Annotated in this window: 20 protein-coding genes and 2 pseudogenes; 12 read left to right on the top strand and 10 right to left on the bottom strand. The window is 44.2% G+C overall.

The features are described 5' to 3' along the window. Positions 1-377: 377 nt before the first annotated feature. On the top strand, positions 378-1,031 hold the full coding sequence (locus tag ACT6PV_RS13655; protein WP_445116826.1) for an IS1595 family transposase: 654 nt from the start codon (positions 378-380) through the stop codon (positions 1,029-1,031). A gap of 24 nt (positions 1,032-1,055) precedes the next feature. On the opposite strand, the gene uvrA is transcribed toward ACT6PV_RS13655, so the two are convergent. Further along, complete coding sequence (uvrA, locus tag ACT6PV_RS13650) at positions 1,056-3,887, bottom strand: excinuclease ABC subunit UvrA (protein WP_445116825.1); 2,832 nt, start codon at positions 3,885-3,887, stop codon at positions 1,056-1,058. 293 nt (positions 3,888-4,180) lie between these two features. Between uvrA and ACT6PV_RS13645 the strand changes: the two genes are divergently transcribed. Next, positions 4,181-4,537 carry a DUF1304 domain-containing protein gene (locus ACT6PV_RS13645; protein ID WP_445117123.1) on the top strand — a complete coding sequence of 119 codons (357 nt, stop codon included), beginning with the start codon at positions 4,181-4,183 and terminating at the stop codon, positions 4,535-4,537. A gap of 77 nt (positions 4,538-4,614) precedes the next feature. Here the strand turns inward: ACT6PV_RS13645 and ACT6PV_RS13640 are convergent, their stop codons facing one another. Together ACT6PV_RS13640 and tenA are read right to left on the bottom strand one after the other, a co-directional pair. Continuing rightward, on the bottom strand, positions 4,615-4,989 hold the full coding sequence (locus tag ACT6PV_RS13640) for a hypothetical protein (protein WP_445117122.1): 375 nt from the start codon (positions 4,987-4,989) through the stop codon (positions 4,615-4,617). Between the two features lie 343 nt (positions 4,990-5,332). Beyond that, complete coding sequence (gene tenA / locus ACT6PV_RS13635) at positions 5,333-6,001, bottom strand: thiaminase II (RefSeq protein WP_445116824.1); 669 nt, start codon at positions 5,999-6,001, stop codon at positions 5,333-5,335. A 232-nt stretch (positions 6,002-6,233) separates the two neighbouring features. On the opposite strand from tenA, the gene ACT6PV_RS13630 reads away from it, so the two are divergent. From ACT6PV_RS13630 to ssb, 3 genes are all read left to right on the top strand, one after another. Next, positions 6,234-7,319 carry a DUF475 domain-containing protein gene (locus ACT6PV_RS13630; protein WP_445116823.1) on the top strand — a complete coding sequence of 362 codons (1,086 nt, stop codon included), beginning with the start codon at positions 6,234-6,236 and terminating at the stop codon, positions 7,317-7,319. Between the two features lie 139 nt (positions 7,320-7,458). Then, positions 7,459-8,823 (top strand): MFS transporter, encoded by a 1,365-nt coding sequence (locus ACT6PV_RS13625; protein WP_445116822.1) that lies wholly within the window; start codon positions 7,459-7,461, stop codon positions 8,821-8,823. A 52-nt stretch (positions 8,824-8,875) separates the two neighbouring features. Then, complete coding sequence (gene ssb / locus ACT6PV_RS13620; protein WP_445116821.1) at positions 8,876-9,451, top strand: single-stranded DNA-binding protein; 576 nt, start codon at positions 8,876-8,878, stop codon at positions 9,449-9,451. Positions 9,452-9,706: 255 nt separating this feature from the next. On the opposite strand, the pseudogene ACT6PV_RS13615 reads toward ssb, so the two are convergent. Beyond that, a pseudogene (locus ACT6PV_RS13615) lies at positions 9,707-9,811 on the bottom strand (JmjC domain-containing protein); the annotation flags it as partial. Positions 9,812-10,009: 198 nt separating this feature from the next. On the opposite strand from ACT6PV_RS13615, the gene ACT6PV_RS13610 reads away from it, so the two are divergent. After that, positions 10,010-11,410, top strand: a complete 1,401-nt coding sequence (locus tag ACT6PV_RS13610; RefSeq protein ID WP_445116820.1) for a CAP domain-containing protein — start codon at positions 10,010-10,012, stop codon at positions 11,408-11,410. Between the two features lie 504 nt (positions 11,411-11,914). On the opposite strand, the gene ACT6PV_RS13605 is transcribed toward ACT6PV_RS13610, so the two are convergent. Together ACT6PV_RS13605 and mqo are read right to left on the bottom strand one after the other, a co-directional pair. Continuing rightward, complete coding sequence (locus tag ACT6PV_RS13605) at positions 11,915-12,397, bottom strand: hypothetical protein (RefSeq protein WP_445116819.1); 483 nt, start codon at positions 12,395-12,397, stop codon at positions 11,915-11,917. A 266-nt stretch (positions 12,398-12,663) separates the two neighbouring features. Then, positions 12,664-14,298 (bottom strand): malate dehydrogenase (quinone), encoded by a 1,635-nt coding sequence (gene mqo / locus ACT6PV_RS13600; RefSeq protein WP_445116818.1) that lies wholly within the window; start codon positions 14,296-14,298, stop codon positions 12,664-12,666. A gap of 533 nt (positions 14,299-14,831) precedes the next feature. Here mqo and ahpC point away from each other — a divergent pair. The 4 genes from ahpC to ACT6PV_RS13580 all read left to right on the top strand — a co-directional run bounded on the left by ahpC (position 14,832) and on the right by ACT6PV_RS13580 (position 19,322). Continuing rightward, positions 14,832-15,395, top strand: a complete 564-nt coding sequence (gene ahpC / locus ACT6PV_RS13595) for an alkyl hydroperoxide reductase subunit C (RefSeq protein WP_445116817.1) — start codon at positions 14,832-14,834, stop codon at positions 15,393-15,395. Between the two features lie 483 nt (positions 15,396-15,878). After that, positions 15,879-16,754, top strand: a complete 876-nt coding sequence (locus tag ACT6PV_RS13590; protein WP_445116816.1) for a pirin family protein — start codon at positions 15,879-15,881, stop codon at positions 16,752-16,754. A gap of 432 nt (positions 16,755-17,186) precedes the next feature. Next, positions 17,187-18,488 (top strand): FAD-dependent oxidoreductase, encoded by a 1,302-nt coding sequence (locus ACT6PV_RS13585; RefSeq protein ID WP_445116815.1) that lies wholly within the window; start codon positions 17,187-17,189, stop codon positions 18,486-18,488. 3 nt (positions 18,489-18,491) lie between these two features. Then, the gene (locus ACT6PV_RS13580) at positions 18,492-19,322 is read left to right on the top strand and encodes an SAM-dependent methyltransferase (protein ID WP_445116814.1); all 831 of its coding nucleotides are present in this window, start codon (positions 18,492-18,494) and stop codon (positions 19,320-19,322) included. Here the strand turns inward: ACT6PV_RS13580 and ACT6PV_RS13575 are convergent. Continuing rightward, on the bottom strand, positions 19,264-20,262 hold the full coding sequence (locus tag ACT6PV_RS13575) for a LysR family transcriptional regulator (protein WP_445116813.1): 999 nt from the start codon (positions 20,260-20,262) through the stop codon (positions 19,264-19,266). The two genes, ACT6PV_RS13580 and ACT6PV_RS13575, sit on opposite strands and share 59 nt — an antisense overlap. A 153-nt stretch (positions 20,263-20,415) precedes the next feature. On the opposite strand from ACT6PV_RS13575, the gene ACT6PV_RS13570 reads away from it, so the two are divergent. After that, positions 20,416-21,081, top strand: coding sequence for a LysE family translocator (locus ACT6PV_RS13570; RefSeq protein ID WP_445116812.1), 666 nt, complete (start codon positions 20,416-20,418; stop codon positions 21,079-21,081). A gap of 181 nt (positions 21,082-21,262) precedes the next feature. Here ACT6PV_RS13570 and ACT6PV_RS13565 read toward each other — a convergent pair whose 3' ends face one another. Further along, complete coding sequence (locus ACT6PV_RS13565; protein WP_445116811.1) at positions 21,263-21,490, bottom strand: hypothetical protein; 228 nt, start codon at positions 21,488-21,490, stop codon at positions 21,263-21,265. A 698-nt stretch (positions 21,491-22,188) separates the two neighbouring features. Between ACT6PV_RS13565 and ACT6PV_RS13560 the strand changes: the two are divergent. Next, positions 22,189-22,356, top strand: a pseudogene (locus ACT6PV_RS13560) (IS3 family transposase); the annotation flags it as partial. A gap of 139 nt (positions 22,357-22,495) precedes the next feature. On the opposite strand, the gene ACT6PV_RS13555 reads toward ACT6PV_RS13560, so the two are convergent. Next, positions 22,496-24,256, bottom strand: coding sequence for a DGQHR domain-containing protein (locus ACT6PV_RS13555; RefSeq protein ID WP_445116810.1), 1,761 nt, complete (start codon positions 24,254-24,256; stop codon positions 22,496-22,498). Continuing rightward, complete coding sequence (locus tag ACT6PV_RS13550) at positions 24,253-25,515, bottom strand: DNA-methyltransferase (RefSeq protein ID WP_445116809.1); 1,263 nt, start codon at positions 25,513-25,515, stop codon at positions 24,253-24,255. Before ACT6PV_RS13550 ends, ACT6PV_RS13555 begins: the two co-directional genes overlap by 4 nt. Positions 25,516-25,592: the final 77 nt, after the last annotated feature.

Genomic DNA, 25,592 nt, shown 5'->3' with positions numbered 1-25,592 from the left:
GCAGTGCTTTATAGTTGCTCAGGATGTACCCCTCGCCCAGCAGAAGATTTTTGTCATCTTTTCATCTCTGAAAAGTGAAGTATCGCCTACGCAAACTTATCCAAACTTTCAAAGCAAAATGTGGCAATGAAAGCTTTTTTATAATTAAACAATTCGTTTTCTCATGTAATTGATTTAATTAAAAATATTAATAAAGAGAAATTATATTCATGTGTGTGGGTTTTTTGACAGGTTGACTGTGTTGTATGCATTCAGAAAAAATAGGTTATTAAAAACATAACAGCAATAAAAAATGATGCATGCAGCATCATTTTATCATGGCACTGAAATAAAAAACTAGGGGCTGTAGTAGATTAGTATTGTGATAGTCTACTTTTATGAAGATAACCAGATGTAAATTAAATAAAAAAACTCAAAGAAAGCTGTTGGAGTTTTTTATTGCTGAAGTAACGGCCAGAACTGCTGCTGATTTACTTGGAATACAACCTAATTCTGCTGCATTGTTCTATAAGAAAATTCGTCAAGTCATTATGTTTCATCTTGATCGGGATGCCATGGAAATATTTGATGGGCTTATCGAACTTGATGAAAGCTATTTTGGTGGTTCCCGCAAAGGAAAACGTGGTCGGGGAGCTGCGGGCAAGGTGATCGTGTTTGGTTTGCTAAAGCGACATGGCAAAGTTTATACCATCATTGTTCCTGACACCAAATCTAAAACATTAATGCCTGTAATCACAAAGAAAATTACACCTGACAGTATTGTTTATACTGACCATTGGCACAGCTACAATGCACTGGACATTGCAGGATTCAGCCATCATAGAATCAATCACTCAAGCCATTTTGCTGATGGATTAAATCATATTAATGGTATTGAGAATTTTTGGAATCAAGCAAAAAGAGTCCTTCGAAAATACAATGGAATTGACCGAAATGCCTTTCCATTGTTTATTAAGGAATGTGAATTTAGATTTAATTATGGTAGTCCAAAACAACAGTTAAAAATTCTGTTAAATTGGACTGGAATTTAACCTTATCTACTACAGCCCCAAAAACTATTTCAGCAAGGGCTTTAAGAATTTTGCAGTATGTGAAACTTTTGATTTCACAACCTGTTCAGGTGTGCCTTCTGCAATAATCTGGCCGCCTCCGGTACCACCTTCCGGCCCCAGATCCACAACCCAATCGGCTGTTTTAATTACATCCAGGTTATGCTCAATCACCACAATGGTATTGCCCTTGTTGCGCAGCTCATGCAGGATATCCAGCAGCTTGGCAATATCATGAAAATGCAGTCCTGTAGTCGGTTCATCCAGAATATACAGGGTTTTACCGGTGTCGCGTTTGGCCAGTTCCCGTGCCAGTTTGACACGCTGAGCTTCACCGCCGGACAGTGTGGTTGCTGACTGCCCAAGACGGATATAACCCAGCCCAACCTGATGCAGTGTTTCCAGGCGGCGGTGAATCACGGGAATCGCTTCAAAGAAATGCATGGCATCTTCAACGGTCATTTCCAGCACATCAGAGATATTTTTACCCTTATAACCGACTTCCAGGGTTTCCCGGTTGTAGCGTTTACCATGGCAGGTATCGCAGGGTACATACATATCCGGCAGGAAGTGCATGGCCACCTTGATCATGCCATCCCCCTCACAGGATTCACAGCGACCGCCTTTGACGTTAAATGAGAAACGACCTGCACTGTAACCACGTGCCCGGGCTTCGGGGGTCTGGGAAAACAGCTCACGGATCGGGGTAAACAGACCGGTATAGGTGGCCGGATTGGAACGTGGTGTACGCCCGATTGGACTCTGGTCAATATCCACCACTTTGTCCAGAAATTGCAGGCCCTCAATGGAATCGAATTTTTCCGCAGTCAGCGTGGTTGCACCATTGAGCTGAGTTGCTGCCAATGGCAGTAAGGTTCGGTTGATCAGCGTGGATTTACCTGAACCGGATACGCCGGTGACACAGGTCATAATCCCCAGTGGAATGGTCAGGTCGACATTTCTGAGATTGTGGCCGGATGCACCCATCAGTTTAATCTGCTGTTCCGGTTTGGGGGGCTGGGTACGCTGTTCCGGGACCGCAATTTTTAATTTGCCGGAAAGATATTGCCCGGTCAGTGAGTTTTCATTTTTTGCCAGTTGTTCATAGGTCCCTTCGGCAATCACATGTCCGCCATGTATGCCCGCACCCGGACCGATATCAATAATATGGTCCGCTGCACGAATGGCATCTTCATCATGTTCGACCACCAGTACGGTATTGCCCAGATCACGCAAACGCACCAGGGTGTCCAGCAGACGGTCATTGTCACGCTGGTGCAGGCCAATGGACGGTTCGTCCAGTACATACATGACGCCCATGAGTCCTGCCCCGATTTGTGATGCCAGACGGATCCGCTGAGCCTCACCACCGGACAGGGTTTCGGCAGAACGTGAAAGACTGAGGTAGTTCAGCCCGACAGAGACCAGGAAATGCAATCGTTCACGGATTTCCTTAAAGATTTTATCGGCAATTTCACCTTTGGCCCCCGTTAAATTCAGCCCGCGGTAATAACTTTCTGCATCGCCAATCGACATTTGAGTAATTTCAGCAATGGTCTTGTCCTGAACACGGACATTGCGTGAAATTTCATTCAGGCGTGAACCGCCACAGGCGTCGCAGGCGGCATTGGAAAGATACTGAGCCAGGTCATCCCGGACATAGTTGCTTTCCGTTTCACGATAACGGCGTTCCAGATGCGGTATCACACCTTCAAAAGGCTGAATGCGATTGTGCTTGCGTCCGCGTTCATCAACATAACTGAGATCAATTTTTTCTTTGCCGGTGCCATACAGAAATTTTTTCTGGGTGTCTTTATCCAGTTCATTCCACGGCGTTTCCAGTGAAAAACTGAAATGCTCTGCAACTTTCTGAATCATGCTGTAATAATACGGACGCTGGCGGTCCCAGCCACGGATGGCCCCCTGGCTGATGGACACCTCAGTATTCGGAATGAGTTTTTCGGCACTGAAATGACTGCGGGTGCCCAGGCCATCGCAGACTGGACAGGCACCAAAAGGATTATTGAATGAGAACAGACGGGGTTCCAGTTCAGCAACTGCCCGATCACATTTCGGGCAAGAGTGTTTTGCCGAAAAAATACGATCCGGTTGTTCACCGTTCATCCATGCCAGAATGGCAAGATCACTGCCTAAGCGCAGTGCTGTTTCAAATGATTCAGCAATGCGGTTTCCCAGGTCATCGCGGACCTTAAAACGGTCAACCACCACTTCAATGGTATGTTTTTTCTTTTTATCCAGTTCTGGTGGTGTGTCGATATCAATAATTTCACCATCGACCCGGGCACGGACAAAACCCTGTCCCTGAAGCTGTTCGAACAAATGGGTATATTCACCCTTACGCTCACGGATTATCGGAGCAAGCAGCATTAAGGCGGTACCTTCTTCCAGCGCTTTTACGGCATCCACCATCTCTGTCACGGTTTGTGCCACCATGGGTAAACCATGCTCGGGGCAGTAGGGTGTGCCGACACGTGCATACAGCAGACGCAGGTAGTCATAGATTTCGGTGATGGTGCCGACAGTGGAACGCGGGTTATGGCTGGTGGATTTCTGTTCAATGGCAATGGCCGGGCTCAGGCCTTCAATGGAATCCACCTCGGGTTTTTCCATCTGGGACAGGAACTGGCGGGCATAGGCCGACAGGGATTCCACATAGCGGCGTTGCCCTTCGGCGTACAGGGTGTCAAATGCAAGGGAGGATTTTCCTGAACCCGAAAGCCCCGTAATCACCACGAATTTGTCCCGAGGGATATCAAGGTTCACATTTTTTAAATTATGGGTGCGTGCGCCTCGAATACGGATATGACTCTGGTTCATAAAACATCCCGGGAATAATCAATGGAAGGTTAGGGGGTGGCATTTCATGCTTGCTGCTCAGCTCAGCGGTTTATGCGTTGTCAACTGACCTTATATGATAGCGATTTAAAATTGTTCAAGTTGTAAAAAATAATTTTGAGCGACATTTTGTGTCGGATACATACGTCATTTGCAGAATTTCAGCAGGTTTCAAGGGCAGAATGGAAATCCGGATTGAAAAATGCCGGCATTTACGGCATAAATCATGTGGATTGATGTGAATGATTCATGATGGTTATAGCCGGGGAAATCAGATGATTGCTGCTAAAATTCTCATTGCACTGATTGCAATTTTACATGTCTATTTCCTGGTGCTGGAAATGTTTTTATGGGAACAGCCAAGGGGCTTGAAGGCATTTGGCAATACGCCTGAAAAAGCCGCGATCACCAGGGTGCTGGCTCAGAATCAGGGCCTGTATAATGGTTTTCTCGCTGCAGGACTGTGCTGGTCACTTTTTGCTCCTGCTGGTGAGGCAACAGCGCTGGCAAACTTCTTTCTGGCATGTGTACTGATTGCGGGAATTTACGGTGCGATGACTGCAAGTAAAAAGATTCTATATATTCAGGCCTTGCCGGCACTGGTGGCAATCATCGTGGTGAATCTCAACTGATAGGTTACTGGCATGCACGAACTGAGACGTCTTTACCACGTTACGGGAATTGGGCCGGATAAACAATATCTTACTTATTAGCATGCCAGTGAAAATGTTCGTTCAAAAACCGATTCCACATGTTCAAAAGCGAATGTCCGGGCCATCTCATGATGCTGACGTGCATAAAAATTGACTTCATTTTCCAGGGTCTGCAGAAAATCATTATAGGTCTCTTCAAAGTCATGCAAATCCAGCAGATCAAGACCTTTTGACAGGTGACAATTATAGCGATTGATAAATTTCAGCATTAAGCCCTGAATGTGCCTGTTGGTAAAATAAATCAGATAGGTGGCAGCAGAACCACAGTGCTGACAGCCCTTTTCCAGGTAAATTTCTTCATTGTTCAGCCAACAGCATTGCAGGGTGAAAAATGCACGAATGGCTTCAGTGCCCAGGTTATGTTGTTGCATCATGGTACCTCGCAGGAAAAGCAATACAGCAATCGGGAGTTTAATGCGATAAAGTTAATGATAATTGTTATCATTTATTGTGTTGAATTTTTCAGTCAATGTCCAGTACTTAAATGAGATTTGTTGCAGAATTTGTATCTGAAAATTTGATTTATATTTTAAAAATAATTCTTTGCCTGGCCGTGCAGGCAGTGGGTCAGTAAACAGCGATGAGCTGTTGCTGAATAACCATTCAGAAGCTCAGGCATTTTTATCCTGCGATCCTGTCAGACCTGGGGCCTGCTGAAATAGACATGCCGGCAGCGTAGCGGGAATGCTTCCCGGCACTGCGCAGAGGGATGGATTAATCCAGTCCTGGCCACTGTCGCTGATGATATGCGCCGTCCCAGAATAACCATTCCAGTTCAGCACCACGGGTATAGGCCTGATGCATTTTTTCAATGGTATCTGCATCGCAGTGTTCCGCCACCTGATCAATGGTCTGAATGACATGCTGAACAGCCTGATGAAATTCTTCACCGGAATAGGTGTCAATCCAGGCCTGATAAGGGTTGTTGGGCGCCGTCTGATGGACAATATCCTTGCCGACTTCTGCATAAATCCAGAAACAGGGTAATAGTGCGGCCAGCACGACCGGGTAGCTTTCAGCCCATGCGGTGGCAGTTAAAAAGCTGGTATAGTGATGACAGGCCAGCGTCTGGGGTGTGGTTTCGAACTGCTGACCGGAAATGCCAAAGCTTTTCATAAAGCCGTCATGCAGGCTGCGTTCAACCACAATGGCTTCTTTTGCGCCCTGGGTAAACTGAATGATGTCTTCTGTTGCAAAGGCTTTTGCCCCGCAGATGGCCAGGGCACGGCCATAGGCCACCAGATAATGTGCATCCTGAATGATATAGTGACTGAACACATCCTGCTCCAGGCTGCCCTGAGCCAGTTGCTGATTAAAGGGATGTGCCAGCGTTTGCCGGTATAAGTTCAGGTTGCGCTGCCAGACGGCCTGGGAAAAACGCATATCGGGTTCCTGTAAAGGCTATAAGTATGGATGGAATGACTATAACAGGACTGTTGCTGTGATTAAATGATTGTCGAAGGGGCAGGCTGACCGACTGGAACCGAAAAAACACAGAAAGAACTTTTAATCGGTCCCTAAAAGTCGTCATAATTGCTGCACTGAAAATTACGGCTTTTTTCCGGCGTTTACTCGATTTTCCTCTATTAAACTATTGTTCACAGGTCGATTTGTCATGATGAAACATTTTGGTTTCTCAATCATCTTCACAATCGTGTGTCTGGCGATTGCTGCATACTGGGGCTATGCACATGGTCCGGAAGCCGGTGTCAAAGCCATGCTTACAGCCTTTACGGTGACGGCAATTCTGGCGGTTATGGAAGTTTCCCTTTCATTTGACAATGCAGTGGTTAATGCATCTGTGCTGCGTGGGTGGGATCATTTCTGGAAAATGATCTTTCTGACCGTCGGGATTGTTATTGCAGTATTCGGTATGCGGTTGGTGTTCCCCATTGTGATTGTTGCAGTAACCGCAGATATGGGCATGCTTGAAGTGGTGCAGATGGCGCTGAATAAGCCACAGTTTTATTCTGAAAAACTGATGGCACATCATGCTGAAATTGCTGCCTTTGGCGGTTCATTTCTGTTGCTGGTCTTTCTGAATTTCTTTCTGGATGAAGGCAAGGACACCCATTGGTTCAGATGGCTGGAACGCCGTCTGGCCAGTCTGGCCAATGTACCGGCAATCTCTGTATTTGTTGCGCTGATTACCCTGTTGGTGATGGTGGCCTATGTGGAAGAAAGCAGCCGGCTGGTGGTGACCATGGCGGGGATCTGGGGAATTGTGGTGTATATCGGGGTTCAGGTGCTGAGTCATATGCTGGGGGGCGAACCTGAAATTGATGAACAGGGTAATGCTGTCGGGCATGATGCTTCCGGCGCATCGACCGGGATTATTAAAGCTGGTCTGGGGGGCTTTATTTACCTGGAAGTGCTGGATGCTTCATTCAGTTTTGATGGGGTCATCGGTGCATTTGCCATTACCTCTGATGTTGTGATTATTATGCTGGGCCTGGCCATTGGCGCAATGTTCGTGCGTTCCATGACCATTTATCTGGTGGAAAAGGGCACACTGGATGCCTATATCTATCTTGAACATGGTGCACATTATGCCATTGGTGCGCTGGCATTCATTATGCTGGCCAGCGGAACGGGGGTGCATGTGCCGGAAATTGTGACCGGATTGATTGGCGTGGCATTTATTGTCTGGGCGGTGATTGCCTCGATTCAGTACAGTAAGCGTCAGCAGCAGATCGGTTAAGCAGAACATGGATCGGACCGGTCCGGGTCGTACTCTCCGGTATGTCAGCATGTCTACAACCCTGCAGCAATATGAGATGATGGGAATGACACAGCGTCAGTCGGTTTTCAGTCAGCCAGTTTTTTAAAAGCCAGTAAATATGATGAATGCTTTAGAACGCCGTTCAACCTTTGCCTTAAGTAGTATTTTTGCCTTGCGCATGCTGGGGCTGTTCATGATTATCCCTGTATTTTCAGTGGCAGGACAGTCCTATCTGTATGCAACGCCAGCTCTGATCGGTCTGGCGGTCGGTATTTATGGTTTAAGTCAGGCCATCTTACAGATTCCTTTCAGTCTATGGGCTGACAGATTCAGCCGGAAGCCCTTAATTGTGATCGGTTTGCTGCTTTTTGCAGTGGGAGGCGCTGTTGCTGCGCTGTCTGAAAGCATCTATGGCGTTATTCTCGGACGGGCAATTGCCGGTGCCGGTGCTGTATCTGCGGTGGTCATGGCCTTACTGGCAGATGTCACCCGGGAAGAGCAGCGAACCAAAGCCATGGCCATGATGGGTATGAGCATAGGCCTGTCCTTTGTGGTGGCGTTCAGTATGGGACCGTGGCTGACCGGCCTGGTGGGCATATCCGGTTTATTCTGGATCACCACGGTGATGGGCCTGTGCGCAATGCTGATGCTGTTGATGGTGCCGAAGACCACGCGGCATCATCAGAATTTTGCACAGGGTTATCTGCGTCAGCTCAGGCAGGTACTGAAAATTGCAGATTTAAACCGCCTGCATATTTCGGTTTTTGCCCTGCATTTATTGCTGACTGCCATGTTTGTTTATGCACCGTCCCAGTTGATCAGCTATGCGGGTCTTCCATTGGCAAAACATGGTCTGGTATATTTACCGCTATTGTTCATCAGTCTGTTTGTTGCTTTTCCGGGGATTATTCTTGCGGAAAAATATAAAAAGATGCGCAGTATTTTCCTGACGGCCATTGCCGGTATTATCATCGGCTTGTTGTTGCTGATTTTTGGTTTTGAGTCGAAATATATTTTATTTGCAGGACTTGGGCTGTTTTTCATTGCCTTTAATGTCATGGAGGCATTGCTGCCTTCATGGTTGTCCAGGGCAGCGCCGATTCAGTCCAAGGCAACGGCAATGGGGGTCAACGCCAGTGCACAGTTCCTGGGCGCCTTTTTTGGCGGCACGCTGGGCGGGCAGTTATTGATGCTGCATAATACCGCACTGGGCTGGAGTGTTCTGGCTGTAATTGCTATCCTTTGGCTGTTGATCAGTGCCGGACTGGCTCAGCCGCGTTATCTGACGTCAGTGGTGCTGCGTTTACCGGCACTGGAAAAAAATGATGACTGGGCCTTTCAACTGCTTGCCATTCGTGGTATTGAAGAAGTCGTGGTAATGCCTGAACAGCAAGTGGCTTATATTAAGGTGGATAAACAACAGCTTGATGCTGCTGCGCGACATCATTTAACGTCCTTGTTGGGTAAAGAGGTGGTTATCTAAGCATAACTCTTATAAAGTAAAACACAGAATTGAAATAGGAAGATAAGCTCTGATGCGTGGTGTAAATAAAGTAATTCTGGTGGGTACCCTGGGCCGTGACCCGGAAACTAAAACTTTCCCAAATGGTGGGTCATTGACTCAGTTTTCAATTGCGACCAGTGAATCCTGGACAGACAAGACGTCCGGCGAAAGAAAAGAACAGACGGAATGGCACCGGATTGTGTTGCATAACCGTCTGGGTGAAATTGCACAGCAATATTTGCGTAAAGGATCCAAAGTCTATATTGAAGGTTCATTGCGGACCCGTCAGTGGACAGATCAGAATGGTCAGGAACGCTATACCACGGAAATTCGTGGTGAGCAGATGCAGATGCTGGATTCCAGTCGTCAACAGGGCGAACAGGGCGCAGGTGGTGACAATGCCGGATTTGGTCAGCCGCGTTTTAATAATAATCAGCAGAGTGGTTATGGCCAGCCGCAAAATAGCGGTTTCAATAACCCACAGGGTGGCAACCAGTCAGGTTATGGCAATGCCGGAAATGTCAATCAGGGCTTCCAGTCTCCAAAGTCGCAGCAGCCGGCAGCGGCGCCTGCTCCGGCAGACCTGGATGATGATTTACCGTTCTGACACTTACCAAAGACCTATATTTGTTAAGTGTAACTCTAAGTAATTGATTTAAATTAATTTTAAAGAAAGGTTTGCAGTTTTTAAATGAAGAAACTGTAAACTTTTTTAGTCTTTATCTGGTGTATTTCACACCTGGCGTTATTGTTAAGTCAGCTTATGGTCATTAAAAGATTTGTAATGGGTAGTGGTGAGAGATTTGTTATTCTTCTTGATGAGAATGGTCTTTTTAGCTTACCCAAATCTTTATTCAGTCATTAAATATTCAAATCCTGTCGGGGCGAATGTTGCAACTGCTAAATGAAAGGTTTCTTCGTCTAAAGGCAACGGGTCATGTCACCAATCACGAGGAATAGTAATTATGACCATATTAACAGTAATCATTAAGTATCTTATATTTAGTTAGTTAAAACATCAGACAATTATAACACTACCCAAACTATGAAAAATGCAATACCCCAGAATAAGATGAAATATTCTTCATCAGTATTGCTTATCAATTGCTGAGACTGAACAATACATATAACACGAAAAAAATGATGCTTTAAGAATGGAGTCCCAATGGTTATTTCAAAAACGTTTGCACCGGTATTGCTGACTGTTGCAGTCAGTCTGGTGATGGCAGGATGTGGCGGTGGATCAGGTGGTGATGGTGATTCATCCGCCGGTATGGCTCCAGCTGCGGCAGACAGTGTCAGTACACCGGATAACAGCGCTACTCAGAATGGCAGTAGCCCGGCTGGTGGTGCAGATCAGGGCAGCAGTGGATCGGCCACAGCAGCCAATGGCACAGCCACACAGCCAGACGGTTGCACTACGGCACAATATAATGAAAACGGCAGTTGTCACAACAAAACCGTACAGTCCATTCAACCGTTGGTCATCAAACGGTTTCTGACAGGACAGGCGTATACCCTGAGTCTGAAAACCAGTCAGAATTTGCCGGTGAAATTTGCCAGCACTGATTCAGTCGTCTGTGACTTTGTCGCCGGTGAACTGAAAGTATTCAGTACAGGGAAATGTATGCTGACGCTGACACAGGAAGGAACCAGCCGAATTCTGCCATTCAATGACAGCATGACGGTTGATGTGATTAGCCCTGATGCAGAGGCCAGTACAGATATAAACGCCTGTCAGGCAGGTCAGATCACAGAGGCAGAGCGGCAGACTTTTATCAATGCCATCAATGAGGTTCGTGCACTGCATCATCTTCCGAAAATGACATATGATTATGAACATGAAGACCAGATGATGCAGGCGGCATTGGTACTGACGGCCAATAACAGAATATCTCATTATCCTGATAGTGGCTGGACATGTTTCAGTGATATTGCTTACCAGGGGACAACGACCTCAAATTTAAATTTAGGCAGCTCAAGCGGTGTATTCAAAGATACCAGTGCCGGGCAACATGTACTGAACTGGTTAACAGAACAGTATTCAGCTGATCTTGGACATCGTCGGCATATTTTAAATCCGTTTCTGACCAAAACGTCTTTTGGTCAAGTGCTGAATAGCCGGGCAGCAGGTGGCGGCAGTGTCATGAGTGCGGCAATGAAAACCATTTATGCCGGGACTGACAGCGTCAGGACCACGGCTGCAAAAGGGGTGATTGCCTATCCTTACGAAAACTATCCGATCAGATACTTTCTCAAAAGCGTTCCTTTGTCGCTTTCCATTCTGGACAATCAATCAGGTGCATACAGTAATCGGACAGTCAATTTTTCCCAGGCGAAACTGACCGTCACCAGACGGGATACCGGTCAGGTTCAGACCATCAGCAATATTAAATATGACAATAGCTATACGGGATTGCCCAATAACCTGCAATTTAACTTTTCCGCAGTGGAGAATGACGTCATTTACGATGTCAAAGTCAGCAATGTACTGGTGGGTGATGTTGCGAAAGACTTCTCATACTGGTTTAAGATTGATAGCAAGGTGGAAAAGCCTGCACAGTAAAATGTAACAGGACCATTGATTCAACTGGAAGGCCAGCCTTGTGGCATTGATGGATGAATGATGGTCCTGTCCTTCCCGTGTTTTTTGTCTGACAGGACGTGTGCAGACCGGTTTTAAAATAGCTGCGCGATGCAGTGGGTGCTGGGTATAATTTTGTCGGCTTTATACCGGCTCTTATGCTGATTCAGCGACCAGGCTGGTCAGAATGTGATCTTCCTATTGGCCGTTCAGTTTCAGTAGCGTCGGTATAGCCTTGCTTTGAATCCCGGCCGGCGCAGCAGAGCGCCGCTGGATATTCTGAGGAGTATAGGCTGCCTCAGGTGTAATGTTTTCATCAATGGTTGAGACAGGGTTGTAAGGCTGCAGTCATTAATCCTTTATCCTGGTCAAGCGCATAGCCCGGACAGCAGGACTGAAAAGCACCGTAAGCTGATTTACAGACCATAACGCTATGATCGGATTTGTAGTTTGTTTCCCCGGGTGGTTTTTATTGTTTATGCGAGCTTATAAAGCGCCAAACTGTTGCCATGTTTCTCCATTGTGCAGCGTGCTGTAATAATTTTTGAGTTTTGCCAGTTCGTGGTGCTGAGTCGCAGCAAGGGTAATCAGTGACACAATTAATCCGATTTTCAGCGCATTTGAATATTTTTGCTTTTGCTGCCATGACTTCAGGCCCGGCAAGCTTAAAAAAATGGCAGGAATCAGTGCAACACATTTTAAATAGTTAAAAAAAGCAAACCCATGGGTGTTCCATAGGCAGAGCAGCAGCAGTAGAATGCCTACGGCACTGTAGTAGTATGGAATTTTTTTAATCAGCACCAGAAATGTCTGTATGATTAAAATCAGGGCAGCAAAAAAATAAAAACTCGTCCCTCCAATGATTGCGATATAACTTGCATTCAGTGCGCAGTAAGTTTCAATAATCGCAACAAGGGGGAAAAACAGGTAATAAAAAATCCTGTCAAAATGTGCAGTTATTTTAACCATGAGTTCTCTTTGTTTGCCCTCTTCTCACTGAGCACAACAGCATAACCATGTTGTGGGTGAAGGTCCATTCCGGAGCGTAAGTTTTTCTTTACAAAATAAGTCACGGATTAGCAGAAATTAAAACATCATTTAGCTGATATGGAATGGGGGCGAGAAATGTGTGCAATGAAGCCTGAAATGCAAAAGGGATGCGCCTGAGCGCATCCCTTTTTCAGTAGGTGGATCACTTTCCCTGCTTCAGGGTAAATGACGCTACTTTGGATCCGTTACTGTGCCTTTGCTACAGCTGCATGTTCATCATTTGCTGCTGTGGCGGGTGGCGTATATTTTAAGCCCAGCGTCTGACTGGTGTACTGACGGACCTGATTCAGTAATGCAGGGTCAGTGCTTAAATTCTGTTGATAGGACTGCACAATTTCATGCAGTTTTGGATTCCACTTACCTTTCACTTCCTGTGGGAAGGCTTTTTCAAGTAAGCCCAGCATAATGTATGGAGAGGTTGAGGCACCCGGCGAAGCACCCAGCAATGCGGTCACTGAACCATCCTGGGATGCAAAAACCTCAGTACCAAATTGCAGGCTTGCAGGTTTACCTGGTGTTTTCTTAATGATCTGCACACGCTGACCGCCCTGGTTCAGGCGCCAGTCTTCAGGTTTTGCATCGGGATAATATTTTTTCAGCTCATTGAAACGGTCCTGATCGGTCATCATCACCTGACTGACCAGGTATTTTACCAGGTCCAGATTTTCCATACCGACAGCAGTCATGGGTAATACATTGCTTTTAGTGGTGGAGTTCAGCAGGTCAAGCTGTGAACCATTTTTCAGGAATTTATTGGAATAGGTTGCAAAAGGCCCAAACAGCACATATTTTTTCCCATCAATGTAGCGGGTATCAATATGTGGAACAGACATTGGTGGTGCGCCCAGTTCAGCACGGCCATAGACTTTTGCCGTATGTCCGGTGGTGACTGCCGGGTTATCCGTCATCAGGAAAATACCGCCAACCGGGAAGCCTGCATATTGTTTCGCTTCAGGCAGGCCTGTCATCTGTAACAGCTTAATGGCAGCACCGCCTGCCCCGATAAAGACAAAACGGGTTTTGACATATTCGCTTTTACCGGTTTTTAAGTTTTTGAATGCAACGGTCCAGGTTTTGTCATCATTCTGACTGATGCCGGTGACTTCTGCGGAGGTTTGCAGTTTAAAGTTTGCCTGCTTATTCAAATGATTGACCAGCTGTGTGGTAATCGCGCCATAATTGACGTCTGAACCAATATCCATACGGGTCGCAGCCACTTTCTGGGCAGGATCGCGTCCCTGCATGACCAGCGGTGCCCATTGTTTGATTTCATCTGCATTTTCAGTAAATTTCATGCCACGGAACATGGGGTTCTGCACCATTGCAGCATAACGTTTTTCCAGGAATTTCACGTTATCTCCCCAGACAAAGGCAATATGCGGCACCGGGTTAATAAAGCTTGCAGGATTATTTAAAACACCCTGTTTGACCTGATAAGCCCAGAACTGCTTGGCGACTTCAAACTGTTCTGCCACGTTGACTGCCTTGGAAATATCCATCTTACCGTTCTTCTCTTCGGTATAGTTCATTTCCATAAAACCGGAGTGACCGGTCCCGGCATTGTTGAAACCATTGGAACTTTCCTGGGCAACCTGATCCATGCGTTCGTACATGCGAATCTGCCAGTCGGGTTCCAGTTCACTCAGATAGGTCCCCAGTGTTGCACTCATGATGCCGCCACCGACTAAAACGGCATCCACAACAGGTTCACTGGCTGTGGTCTGGATTTTTTTGGAAGCAACTGGCCTGAATAAGAATACAAGTGCTGCAATTAAAATAAGGATGATGAATACCAACAGGTATTTCAAAAATTTTTTCATGTGATTAATACCCTGGGAGATGTCATTCTGATTATTTTCAGATTAACTGGAAATAATGAAAACCAGCATGACAGATAAGGATGAAAATGGAGATGAACTGAATACAACAGACCCGGGCTGTCTTTATGATGATCACTGGATCATGGTTCAGTGAATTCAGACATTCATATGGATTTATTGTAGATCAATTGTTGACTGCCTTTATAATTTTTCTTATAAATGGCAATTAAAAAGCTATCAATTCTGATGATGTTTCTTTAAGTATTTTATATATTTAATTGATTAAATTAAATATTTTATATCATTTGGGTTGATTTTCCTGAAGGATAGCTGCCCTGAAATAATGCAATGCTGAGGTGGATTCCGTTGCCTGGCTTATGAGGTTTCCGGTGGAGATGTCGCACCTGATGAAAATTATAAATCTTATTTTTCGATTAATAATATAAAAAATTACTGTTTTACCGATTACGAAATCTTTCCTATCATGAGTTTCACATAGAGCAATCCCTGCAACTCTGAAAGAGGAAAACCAGATGAATCTGATGAATACTGAAGTTAAACCCTTCAACGCAACAGCATACAAAAATGGCGAATTTATTGAAGTGTCCGAACAGGACCTTCAGGGTAAATGGTCTGTGGTGTTCTTCTATCCGGCCGATTTTACTTTTGTCTGCCCGACTGAACTGGGTGACCTGGCAGATCATTATGCTGAATTTCAGCAGATGGGTGTGGAGATTTATTCTGTATCCACAGATACTCATTTCACGCACAAAGCCTGGCATGACAGTTCTGAAGAAATTGGTAAAATTCAGTATGCCATGATCGGTGATCCGGTATGGACACTGGCCCGCAACTTTGAGGTGCTGATCGAAGCTGAAGGTCTGGCAGATCGGGGGACATTCGTGATTGATCCTGATGGAAAAATTCAGATCATTGAAGTCAATGCCGGTGGTATTGGACGCGATGCTCAGGAGTTATTGCGTAAAGTGAAGGCTGCTCAGTACGTGCATACACATCCTGGTGAAGTCTGTCCGGCTAAATGGAAAGAAGGTGATGCCACGCTGGCTCCATCCATTGATCTGATCGGTAAAATTTAATAGTTGGTGAGTAGATATCTGGCTGGCCCGGAACCAGCGTTCCGGGAGGCTGGGTAGGTAACCGGAACGCTCCTGAGCCAGTTCCCTTGGGCCATTGACCAATAGATCAATCAGTTTTTCCTGCTAATGAGTGCATGAACCACGTGGTTCTTGTCTAAGCGAATATATTTTTTAGCCATTATTCTTTCCCCGGCATTTACTGTAAGTTCAGAATTACAGACACGGGCCGGTGTTAATGCCGGGTTATGAGATTCATCTTAGGGCTCATCTGAAGGAATAAGGAATTAAGCCTATATAAGAACAAACAATCATCTCTTTGAGATTATTTATCGAAAAACTGGTGCTGCATATCACGATAAATTGCCACTTTGCCTATGTTATTGTCCCGAAAATATGATGCTGTGTGCTGCATACGATGTGCTGGACAGGCTTTAAAAAGCAGTCAATGCCCACATAATATGATCAGAGAACAGGAGCTTTGAGATGAAAAAAATTACTGGCGTTTATCGGAACCGCGAGATGCACTGGGTCGGAGATGGCTTTCCTGTCAAAAATTTATTTTCCTATGAACGTCTGGGCCAGGTCATCAGCCCATTCCTGCTGCTGGATTATGTTGAACCGTATCAGTTTTCGCCAGTGACCACGTTACGTGGTGTGGGATCACATCCACATCGTGGCTTTGAAACGGTGACCATTGCCTATCAGGGTGAAGTCAGTCATAAGGACTCCGGTGGTGGTGGCGGAACCATCAGGACTGGCGATGTCCAGTGGATGACGGCAGGTGCCGGCGTGCTGCATGAGGAATTTCACTCCGAAGCATTTGCACAGCAGGGTGGTCCGTTTGAGATGGCGCAGCTCTGGGTCAATCTGCCGGCAGCAGACAAGATGACAACACCACGCTATCAGGCGATAGAAGCACAGCAGATTCCTGTGATTAAGCTGGAGGATAACGCCGGGCAGATCCGTGTCATTGCAGGCCGATATGCTGAGCAAACCGGCCCGGCTGCAACATTCAGTCCGGTCAATGTCTGGGACGGCACGCTAAAGGCAACGCATATTCAGCATATTCATGTGCCGGTAGATCACAACACGCTGATTGTGGTGCTGGAAGGTGAACTGCTGATTAATGGAACCCAGCATGTTCAGGGCAGCTCAATTGTGATCTTTGCCAATGATGGTGAAGCAGACATTCAGTTACAGGCTGTTCAGGATGTGAAATTCCTGGTGCTGACCGGCAAGCCATTGAATGAGCCGATTCAGGGTTATGGACCTTTTGTGATGAATACCAGTGATGAGATCAGGCAGGCATTTGATGATTTTAATCGTGGTAAATTCGGAGAACTTCCGGTCACGGTCTGATTGGTGCATCAATTGTATCGGACATAAAAAAAGGATCTCTATCAACGCGTAATAGAGATCCTTTTTACGCTGTAATTTCTTTATTATTTTTTTACTGTTGTTATTGTTGTGTTCTGTGAAATGAATCACGTTCTCTATTAAATGGTAAGTAAAGAAGTTTTTTTTGTAAATAGTGACTGTTAAGAAATATTGAATGGCAGATTTTTATTTTTTGGTGAAATTTATATAATATATTGAAAGTTAATAAATTTAAGTCGTATGGTGGTCGGGTTGAGTGATCATAATTTGTGCGGATACCTCTGCATTTTTCAGTGTGTCAGCAGGGTTTCCTGTCACGGGCAATGAAAAACCTGAAAACTGGTATTTTTTAATATCATATTTTCCACAGTGATCCCGCATAATAAAAAAATGATCAACATCTGGATAATAGTTTTGGATATTGCAGTGATTGGCAGTGGCATGGCAGGGCTTGCCACTGCAAGAATTCTTAAAAATGCCGGACATCAGGTGGTGATTTTCGAAGCGCTGCCGGGCAGGGGGATGGACAGCCACAGCATTGCTTTTGAAGGTGGCCTGATTGATGCCCCGCTGCGGGTGATGAATCCAAATTTATGGAAGAATACACTGAGCTTTGCAGCCTGGCTGGGCATCAAAGCCTTTCCGGTGCGCACCTACATGGCATGCAGCTGGCTATTTGAAGATAAAACGGAGACCTGGCTGACAACAGGCAGAACCCGGGTGGGGAATTTTCCCATCATCAATAACCGCAAGGGCGTTAAACAGTATGGCTGGCGGCTGGTCAAAGGCATGCTGCAATTAAAGACGGCTCTGCATCAGTTTTTTAAATCCAGTGATCAGCAGATCACACTTGCCGAATTTATCAATAAAAATGACATTGAAGAAGTGTTCTGGCACGGGGCAGTCATGCCGGTGCTGTATACCATTTGTACCTGTAACCCCCGAACGATTGGAGAGTGGCCGGCAAAACCACTGCTGATCTTTTTAAAACAGCTGACGGATGGGGATACGCTATTGCGTTTACATGGCGGTACGCCGGCACTTGTCGATAAATTGATTGATGGCATTGAAATTTACAGCGGTACAGCCATTACCCGGGTAGAGGAACAACAGGATCGTGTCATGGTGGAAACTGGGCGTGGGGAGCAACTCACCTTTGATCGCGCCATAATTGCCACACCCACTAATAAACTGGAAGATTTTCTGGATAAGACACAATTTGCAGAAGACCTGGCGCTGTTGAAGCAGTTTAAATTTGAACAGGGCGAGCTGGTCATGCACACAGATCCTTCGGTTATGCCGCCAAAACGTAAGGACTGGGCGGTACTCAGCTATATGATGGACCGTCAGTTTACCCGACAGCAGTTTACCGTGTGGCTGAACGCCATAGAACCCAGTCTGGTGGGGAAAACGCCGGTTTTTCAGACCTGGCGGCCTGTGACAACCATTGATCCCAGACTGATTATTTCCACGGTCAGCCTGACCCGGGCCGTGGTGGATTCGCACACGGTTGAGCTGAATAAACAATTACAGGCACGGCACCGAATGCCGAATCGGAAAGTGTTTTATTGCGGTTCCTGGTCATGTGACGGTTTGCCCATTCTAGAGTCAGCCGTTACATCAGCCATGCATATAGCCGAAATTTTTGGTGCGCCATTGCCATTTAAGGGATTAAAACCTACAGTTGAAATTGCGCCTCAGCTTGGTTATTCATGAACCGTGAAATTGCTTCAATATATTCAGCACCGATTGCCGCATAAATATGCCATTAATGCGCAGCAACTGGGAGATGATGCCGTACTCGCCTGGACCAGTCTGGGCTGGTGGGATGAGACAACGCTTTCTTATCCACAGGCATGCCGGCAGATGGCCGATCAGCTGGCGCAGCGCATCCGGTTAAATGCAGCTGACCGCCTGCTTGATCTGGGCTGTGGGCAGGGTGCCAGTCTGCAACACTGGCTGGGTCATTACCGGGTCCGACGACTGGAAGCGGTCGAGTTGCAGGCAGATTGTGTCAGAACAATTCAACAGCAGTCGCTTGCAATTGACGGCATTCATGTCCAGTCTTTTCTGAATTTAAAACAAATTGTCTTTCAGTCTGCATTTGATGCAATCGTGTGTCTGGATGCAGCTTATCATCATCCCCTGAATTCATTTCTCAGTGCAACAGGCACGGTTTTACATCCGGGCGGACGACTGGGATTTCATTATCTGATGCTGTCCGAACAATGGCATAGCTTAAATACGCTGCATCGGCAGAAATATACATGGCTGCTGCGGTCGGCAGATATCAATATCCGTAATTTAGCTACGGAGAGTCAGCTGAACCAGATACTTTGTCAGCATGCGTTTACCGACATTGAAATCCAGGATATCTCCGCGCAGGTATTCGGTGGTTTTTCAGCCTATATTTCCCGCCTGGAACATGATTTTTTCCATAAAAACAAAGGGTTGGACTGGATTAAAATACAGATGACCGCAAAATTATGCGCTAAATTGTATCGGGATGGTCTGATCCGTTATGTACAGATTGCTGCACGGCTGCAATAGCCGCGGCGCTGTGCTGATGCAGGGTGGGCTCCTGTGTCAGTTTATCCGTCAGAAACTGAATAAAGACTTTGAGCTTGGGCGGTAAATGACGGGTCGGTGGATACAGCACCCATGCGCCGCCACTGTAATGGGTTTTAAAATGCCAGTCTGACAGCACCTGTACCAGCTGACCGGTTTCAAGCGCATGCCGGGCCACAAAATGAGGAAGACTGGCAATGCCGATGTGTTTCAGGGCGGCATCCAGTCGGATTCCGGTATGATTGGCTGAGTAGCGGCCTCTGACTGCAACGGTCAATAATCTATTACCCTGCTGAAATTTCCATTTTGAATCCGCGGCTTGTTCTCCCAGATAGATACATTGATGATGCTTCAGATCATGTGGATGCACAGGCAGGCCATGTGTTGTCAGATATTCAGGTGAAGCGCAGAGTAGATGCTCAATATCAATCAGTTTCCTGCCCATTAAACCGCCGGGCGGATGCTCGGTGATACGAATGGCAAGGTCCACCTGATCGTCAATTAAGTCGATATAGCGATCTTCCAGTAAAAGCTGCAGGTCAATGCCGGGATAATGAGCCAGGAACTCCGGCAGGTGTGGATGAATCATAAAATGGCCGACGGCTTTGGGCACGCTGACGCGAATGGTCCCTTCCGGTTCTGCATGGAAATGCCCGGACTTCTCCATGACCGCATAGGCAGCATGCACCATATCCAGGCAGCTGGCATGAATCTGTTCGCCACTTTCACTTAAGCGCAGTTTACGTGTGGTCCTATGCAATAACCGGGTGCCGAGACTACGCTCCAGCCGTGCAATGCTCCGACTGACTGCTGAGGGGGTGGTCCCGAGCTGCCGGGCAGTTTCCGAGAAGCTTCCGGTTTCCACCACCTTGACGAAGGTTGCCATTTCATTCAACAGGGCGAGGCCTTGATTTGTGCTCATGAGGCAAAAGTCATTTTGATTTTTAATGGATTATCGCGATTATTTGCATGCCCTACAATACTTTTATGAAAAAGATCAAGGTGATCTGAGATGTATGGATGTCTGTGCATCATCCACTGTATAAGACTCAAGCAAAGGGGAAAGGGGGCTGCCATGTTTTTAAATCACGGGCATGAATTTCTGGCATTGGCGCTGGTCCATTTTATGGCTGTGGTCTTGCCGGGTCCGGACTTTGCAGTCACCGTCCGGCAGAGTGTTCGTTATGGTTATGTGACCGGCTGTGTTACCGCATTGGGCATTGGCATCGGAATCTCGGTTCATGTGCTGTATACCCTGATCGGTCTTGGCATTGTCATACAGAAAACGCCATGGTTGATGTCTGCGCTGAGTACATGCGGGGCATTGTATCTGCTGTATCTGGGCTGGTGTTTAATTCGCAGCAAAGCGATGGATCCGGCATTGCTGACGACTGAACGCCAGGCCGTGCAGCGGCCGGCACTATGGCAGGCTTTTATGACGGGTTTTCTGACCAATGCCTTAAACCCCAAAGCCACTATATTTTTCCTGGCGATTTTTACCACGCTGGTGAGTCCGGCAACGCCGCTGAAAATTCAGGCACTGTATGGGCTGTGGATGTGCATGGTCAATGCGCTGTGGTTTATATTGGTCAGTCTGCTGTTTTCCCGGCTCTGGGTCCGGCAGACTTTTCTGAAACTGGGGCACTGTTTTGAAAGTGTGATGGGTCTGGTGCTGATTGCGATTGCATGTAAATTATTATTTTCGGCATTCTTATTGTACAGGATCAGCATGTCTGTATAAATGCTGTATGAGGCATTGTACAGTGCTGCTGGGCAGGATAACTCACAGGACAATGGTGAGTTATCTCTGCATATCTGGAATGGATTCGGGTTTTATAACAACAGGTCGGCGTTTACCGGTTTTCGACATTGTCGGGAGAATGAGTATCTGCCTGAAGAAAATATTGCGGTCGTGGTCAACATTACTTACTCCTTAAAATCTGATCTAAATCATGTGCACAATCTTCAAGGGTCAAAGCCATGTCTATTTGCAGTTGCGGCTTAAGCTCGTCTGCCAGCTTTCTCCATTGTTCAATCAGCCTGATGGCTTTCTGAATCTTGTGCCTGTTTACATCCTTAGCAATTGTGGGGGTATAGCCACCACGTTTAGCATTCTTGACTTGTCTTACATAATTATTGCTGTTATTCATTCTTACTCCCGAATAGCAGTTTTCTATGTTTTCAATTTGCTTTATCGCTACCTGGTTACCGCATCATGATTGTAGGTGAGGGAAATGGCCTCAGTGTGAATATGTTGCTGTAATTCTAAAAATTTATCCTCCTTTTATAGCTTGCCGAATTTATCTTTTAAACTGATGGTAATGGATGAATTCAGCAATTGAAATACTGTGTTGCCATTTATTTGATGCGGTGCTGTATCATGATTGTTACGATAGTTATTTAATGCTGCTGTATGCGGTCAATTGCGGCTATACTGATTGTCCGGCTCTGGTTTTTACATCTGTAATTCCATTTTTATTTTAAAAATAATTGTTATATATTAGGGTCTTGTGTTTTTTCAATGAATTGCTGATCAAAATCAGACATTTTCCTGAAACGACTTTTATGGATGCAAGGCATTCAATTTCTTCGATATGTTCAATGCCACGTTTTAATTGCTCTTCATAATTTAGTTAAATTGCCATTTTTCAGTTTTTATTCCAGGCAGTTTTCTGCGTAGCATCATTAATTTACTCAGTTTTATCAATACTTTTAGTTTGATTTTATTGATTTAACTTATTTTCTGTTGCTGGAACAATATTCTGAGATTAAATTTTACCATGATCAGTATTATGAACCCATGTCCTCAAGTGTCCTATAGGGTCAAAAAACAAAAAGGCTTAAACCCTTTTTCAGCAGCCTGAAGAAGGAAAGAATTAAAAAGAGAATCTATAAAACTCGAGAAATGGCCCGTGCAGATGTGTTTGATTATATCGAGATGTTTTACAATCGAATCAGGCGTCATTCGCATCTTGATGGGATGAGTCCGGAAGCATTTGAGGCAGCTTCAAAATGAGACTGTCTCGTGTCCAGGAGAGTGGTGGCAGTCCAGAATAGACGATATTTGTCCAGGAGAGTGGTGGCAGTCCATTTCCTATATCAATGAGTCTATACTTTTAAAGTCATTTTAGCTCATAGAGTTGGATAGGGCTAACTCAAATATTATTTTTAAAAGAATGTTCATAAATTTCTACGCCAAGTTGATTCCAATGACTAGATTTAAAATTTTCAAATGGAAATTCTGAGATGTTTTTAAATTTATCTTTATAAAAATCTAAACTTCTCTCATCTTTATTTTCAATAATTAATCGTAGACATTTAAGAAATCCATTGATAGATGTTGGGGTAAGCATTTTACTTTCATGCCCTACTTTCCATCCTTCAGGAAAAGACATTCGCGCGGCATTTAAGATAAGATTTATTTCTGTTACACAAAAACTTAAATAGTCTTGCAAGTCCTCTGGACTCTTTTGAGCTAAGATATTCTTCTTTTTCACTTCCTCAGACCAGATAGTGAATAGTGAATTGGGACCATCTTTTTTTGTAAGAGGTTTAAGACCGTAGCTTACAATAGAAGAGACTTTTAATTTATCTATAGTATCGAATACGTGCTCTTCTAGCTTGTCTTTCAGAGCTCCTTTGCTAGAGAGTTGAGTAAGTACGGATTTTGCAATTGCTGTAGATGAGTAAGGATTAACAATAACTTCGATTTCTTGTATGAGAGCGGATTTAACACTTGTTTGCTTGCTATTAATCTCTAAGAATAAAGTAGCTTCGAATAATATTCGATCATGACTAGAAATATTATCTGGATAAATTATCCCTGTAACTAACAGATTTTGTTTTCGACGTAATTTACCAATTCTATCTTCATATGAATCTGAACCTTCATGATAGGAGTAGACACGATGTTGTCCATCAATTAAGCCCACGACATTATATTGATCGGGTAAAGTTATTTCTATTGGCTTCACTTCACCTTGTTGATCAGGAGGCAATTGGTCTAATGTATTGATATCACAGATTTTAGTGCTAGATGGTAATGTTGCTATGATATTTCCAAGATAGACTCTTTCATTATCCGATAAGTATTTTCTCATCAGCTTAATTTTTCGCATATCTAAAATTCTTTGATATGAAAGGTTTGGAGTTATCCAACTATTTTTGCGTAAGACAAAACTTTTTTTTAGAAGGGATGCTGGATCTACGTAAAATGAAACAACTTTGAATCCATCAGGATAACTACTATTTGCTTCTGGGAGAAGAAAGCCTTTATATGAGCTAAAAGCTCCCGAGCTTCCTCCAGATAACCTATTAGAACCTAGGGATGAGTAAGGTATTTCTAAAAACTTTAATAGTTCATATTTTGCAGAGGAAGCGATATTTTTAACTAAAGCATAAAAGTAATTTGTTAATGCTCTTTCAACGACTCTAATACCAATTCGATTAGCACTTTCTACATACTCCGAGTCAACAGGATGCATACTGAAATAAAGTGTTTTTAAAATATAATGTTCATTATCATAAAGTGCCTTGTCACAACTTTGTTTAAACTCAGGAATGTTGCTTTTTAAGCAGTCAATAAATTGATTTTTATTTCTTAATGCAAGATCAAAAATTATTTGTTTTTTAGACAAATGATTACCTGGAGAATTTGTACAAGTGTCTTCTACAATGACAACGACATTCTCATATATAAATATTCCATCAAGCTCAGTTGTACGAGAGCCTTCTAGGGTTTCAAAAATGAACTCTTTATTTTCAGATGTGATATAGTCGAAACCAGACCCTGTAAAGATTTCTTTTACCGAAGATCTAAATTTTTTTTCTTCTCTACTCTTTTTTGCAGCAGCGAGTCTACGTTTGCGTTCTTCAGTAGATATAGGTTTTTTTTTGGATTTCTGCGCTGCTGTCATTTGGTGTTCCTATAAATTTCTTCATTGATATTTACCGCAATAGTGCTGTAAATAAAGCTATTTGAAGCAGAAGGTTTTGCTACAAATTGATGAGTATTGTTGTGTGAATAAATAAATAATTCATTGTCAGGTAATAGTTCTGCAAATTCGTCAAGGTTACGGGATAGTAAAAATTTAGACGAAATTCCAAATTTGGAAAGAGGAGGAACACTTATTATTTCATTAATTACTGTAATAATATCTGCATCAGTGAGAGACGTATTATTCGGTTCAATTAGTAATAAATAATGTCCTGCAGCAATGTCATGCTTTTTATTTAGAGGTTCCTCAGAATGTTTAGTGAACATTTTCTGAACATTTATTCCAGATGACTTCATTTTTTTTGCTAATACACGACCATATTTAAGTATTCTCAGGTCAATAATTTTTTTCTTGAACTCATTCTCATCCAGAGTAATTCTTGAAGCTCTATAGGAATCTAAGCGAGTTACCAAGTTGGCTTCTAAGTAAGATTCAAACATCTGGAGATATTCAGGATTTAATTCAAATCCATAGTATTCTCTTTCCATAAATGCTGCTTGAGATGGTACAGTTCCTGAGCCAGAAAATGGATCAAAGACTAGGTCTCCTTCATCTGTAGTCAGAGTAATTATTCTTCGAACTAGATCTTCTGGAAGTGGGCAGAAATGGCGAATATATCCTTCGCCCCATGAACCTTGGGTAGGAATACTAAATTCCCATATTTCTTCTAAGCTTTTACCGTTAGGATTATAACGTTCAGGATAACGAATCCACCATTCTTTTAAATCAGTTATTTCTCTAGCTCTTTCTGAATAATATTTAAATTCATTACTCTTAGAAAAAAATAAAACATATTCAAAAATTTTTCTTGTAGCACCTTTTTTGCTCCAAGGTACGGTTTTATCTTTTTTCCAGATAATGATATCTTGCAATTTCCAACCAGTTTTACTTATTTCTCTAACAAAATCAAATGGTAGTGGGACGACTGCTCCATCTCTTTTGAATGTGTCGATGACTACCCATAAAGAGCCAGATTCTTTAGTTGCATCGTAGACATCTTTAAACACTTTTTGTAAATCATTTAAATATGCCTCATAAGACTGTCCAAAGCCAATTTGGTTAGTATGACCATAATCTTTCATGTCAAAATAAGGAGGAGATGTTATTGTGACGTCAATTGAAGATAATTTTATCTTATCTTTTAAGTTTCTAGCATCATCTAAAAATACTTTTGACATCTAACAGGTTCTCTATAACTGCCTAAAATTTATCTAATAAATAAATTTATTTTAAAAGCGAATTTTATCAGATTAAT

It is taken from the genome of Acinetobacter sp. WZC-1 (assembly GCF_052544965.1).
This window is presented reverse-complemented; position numbering and strand designations above follow the sequence as displayed.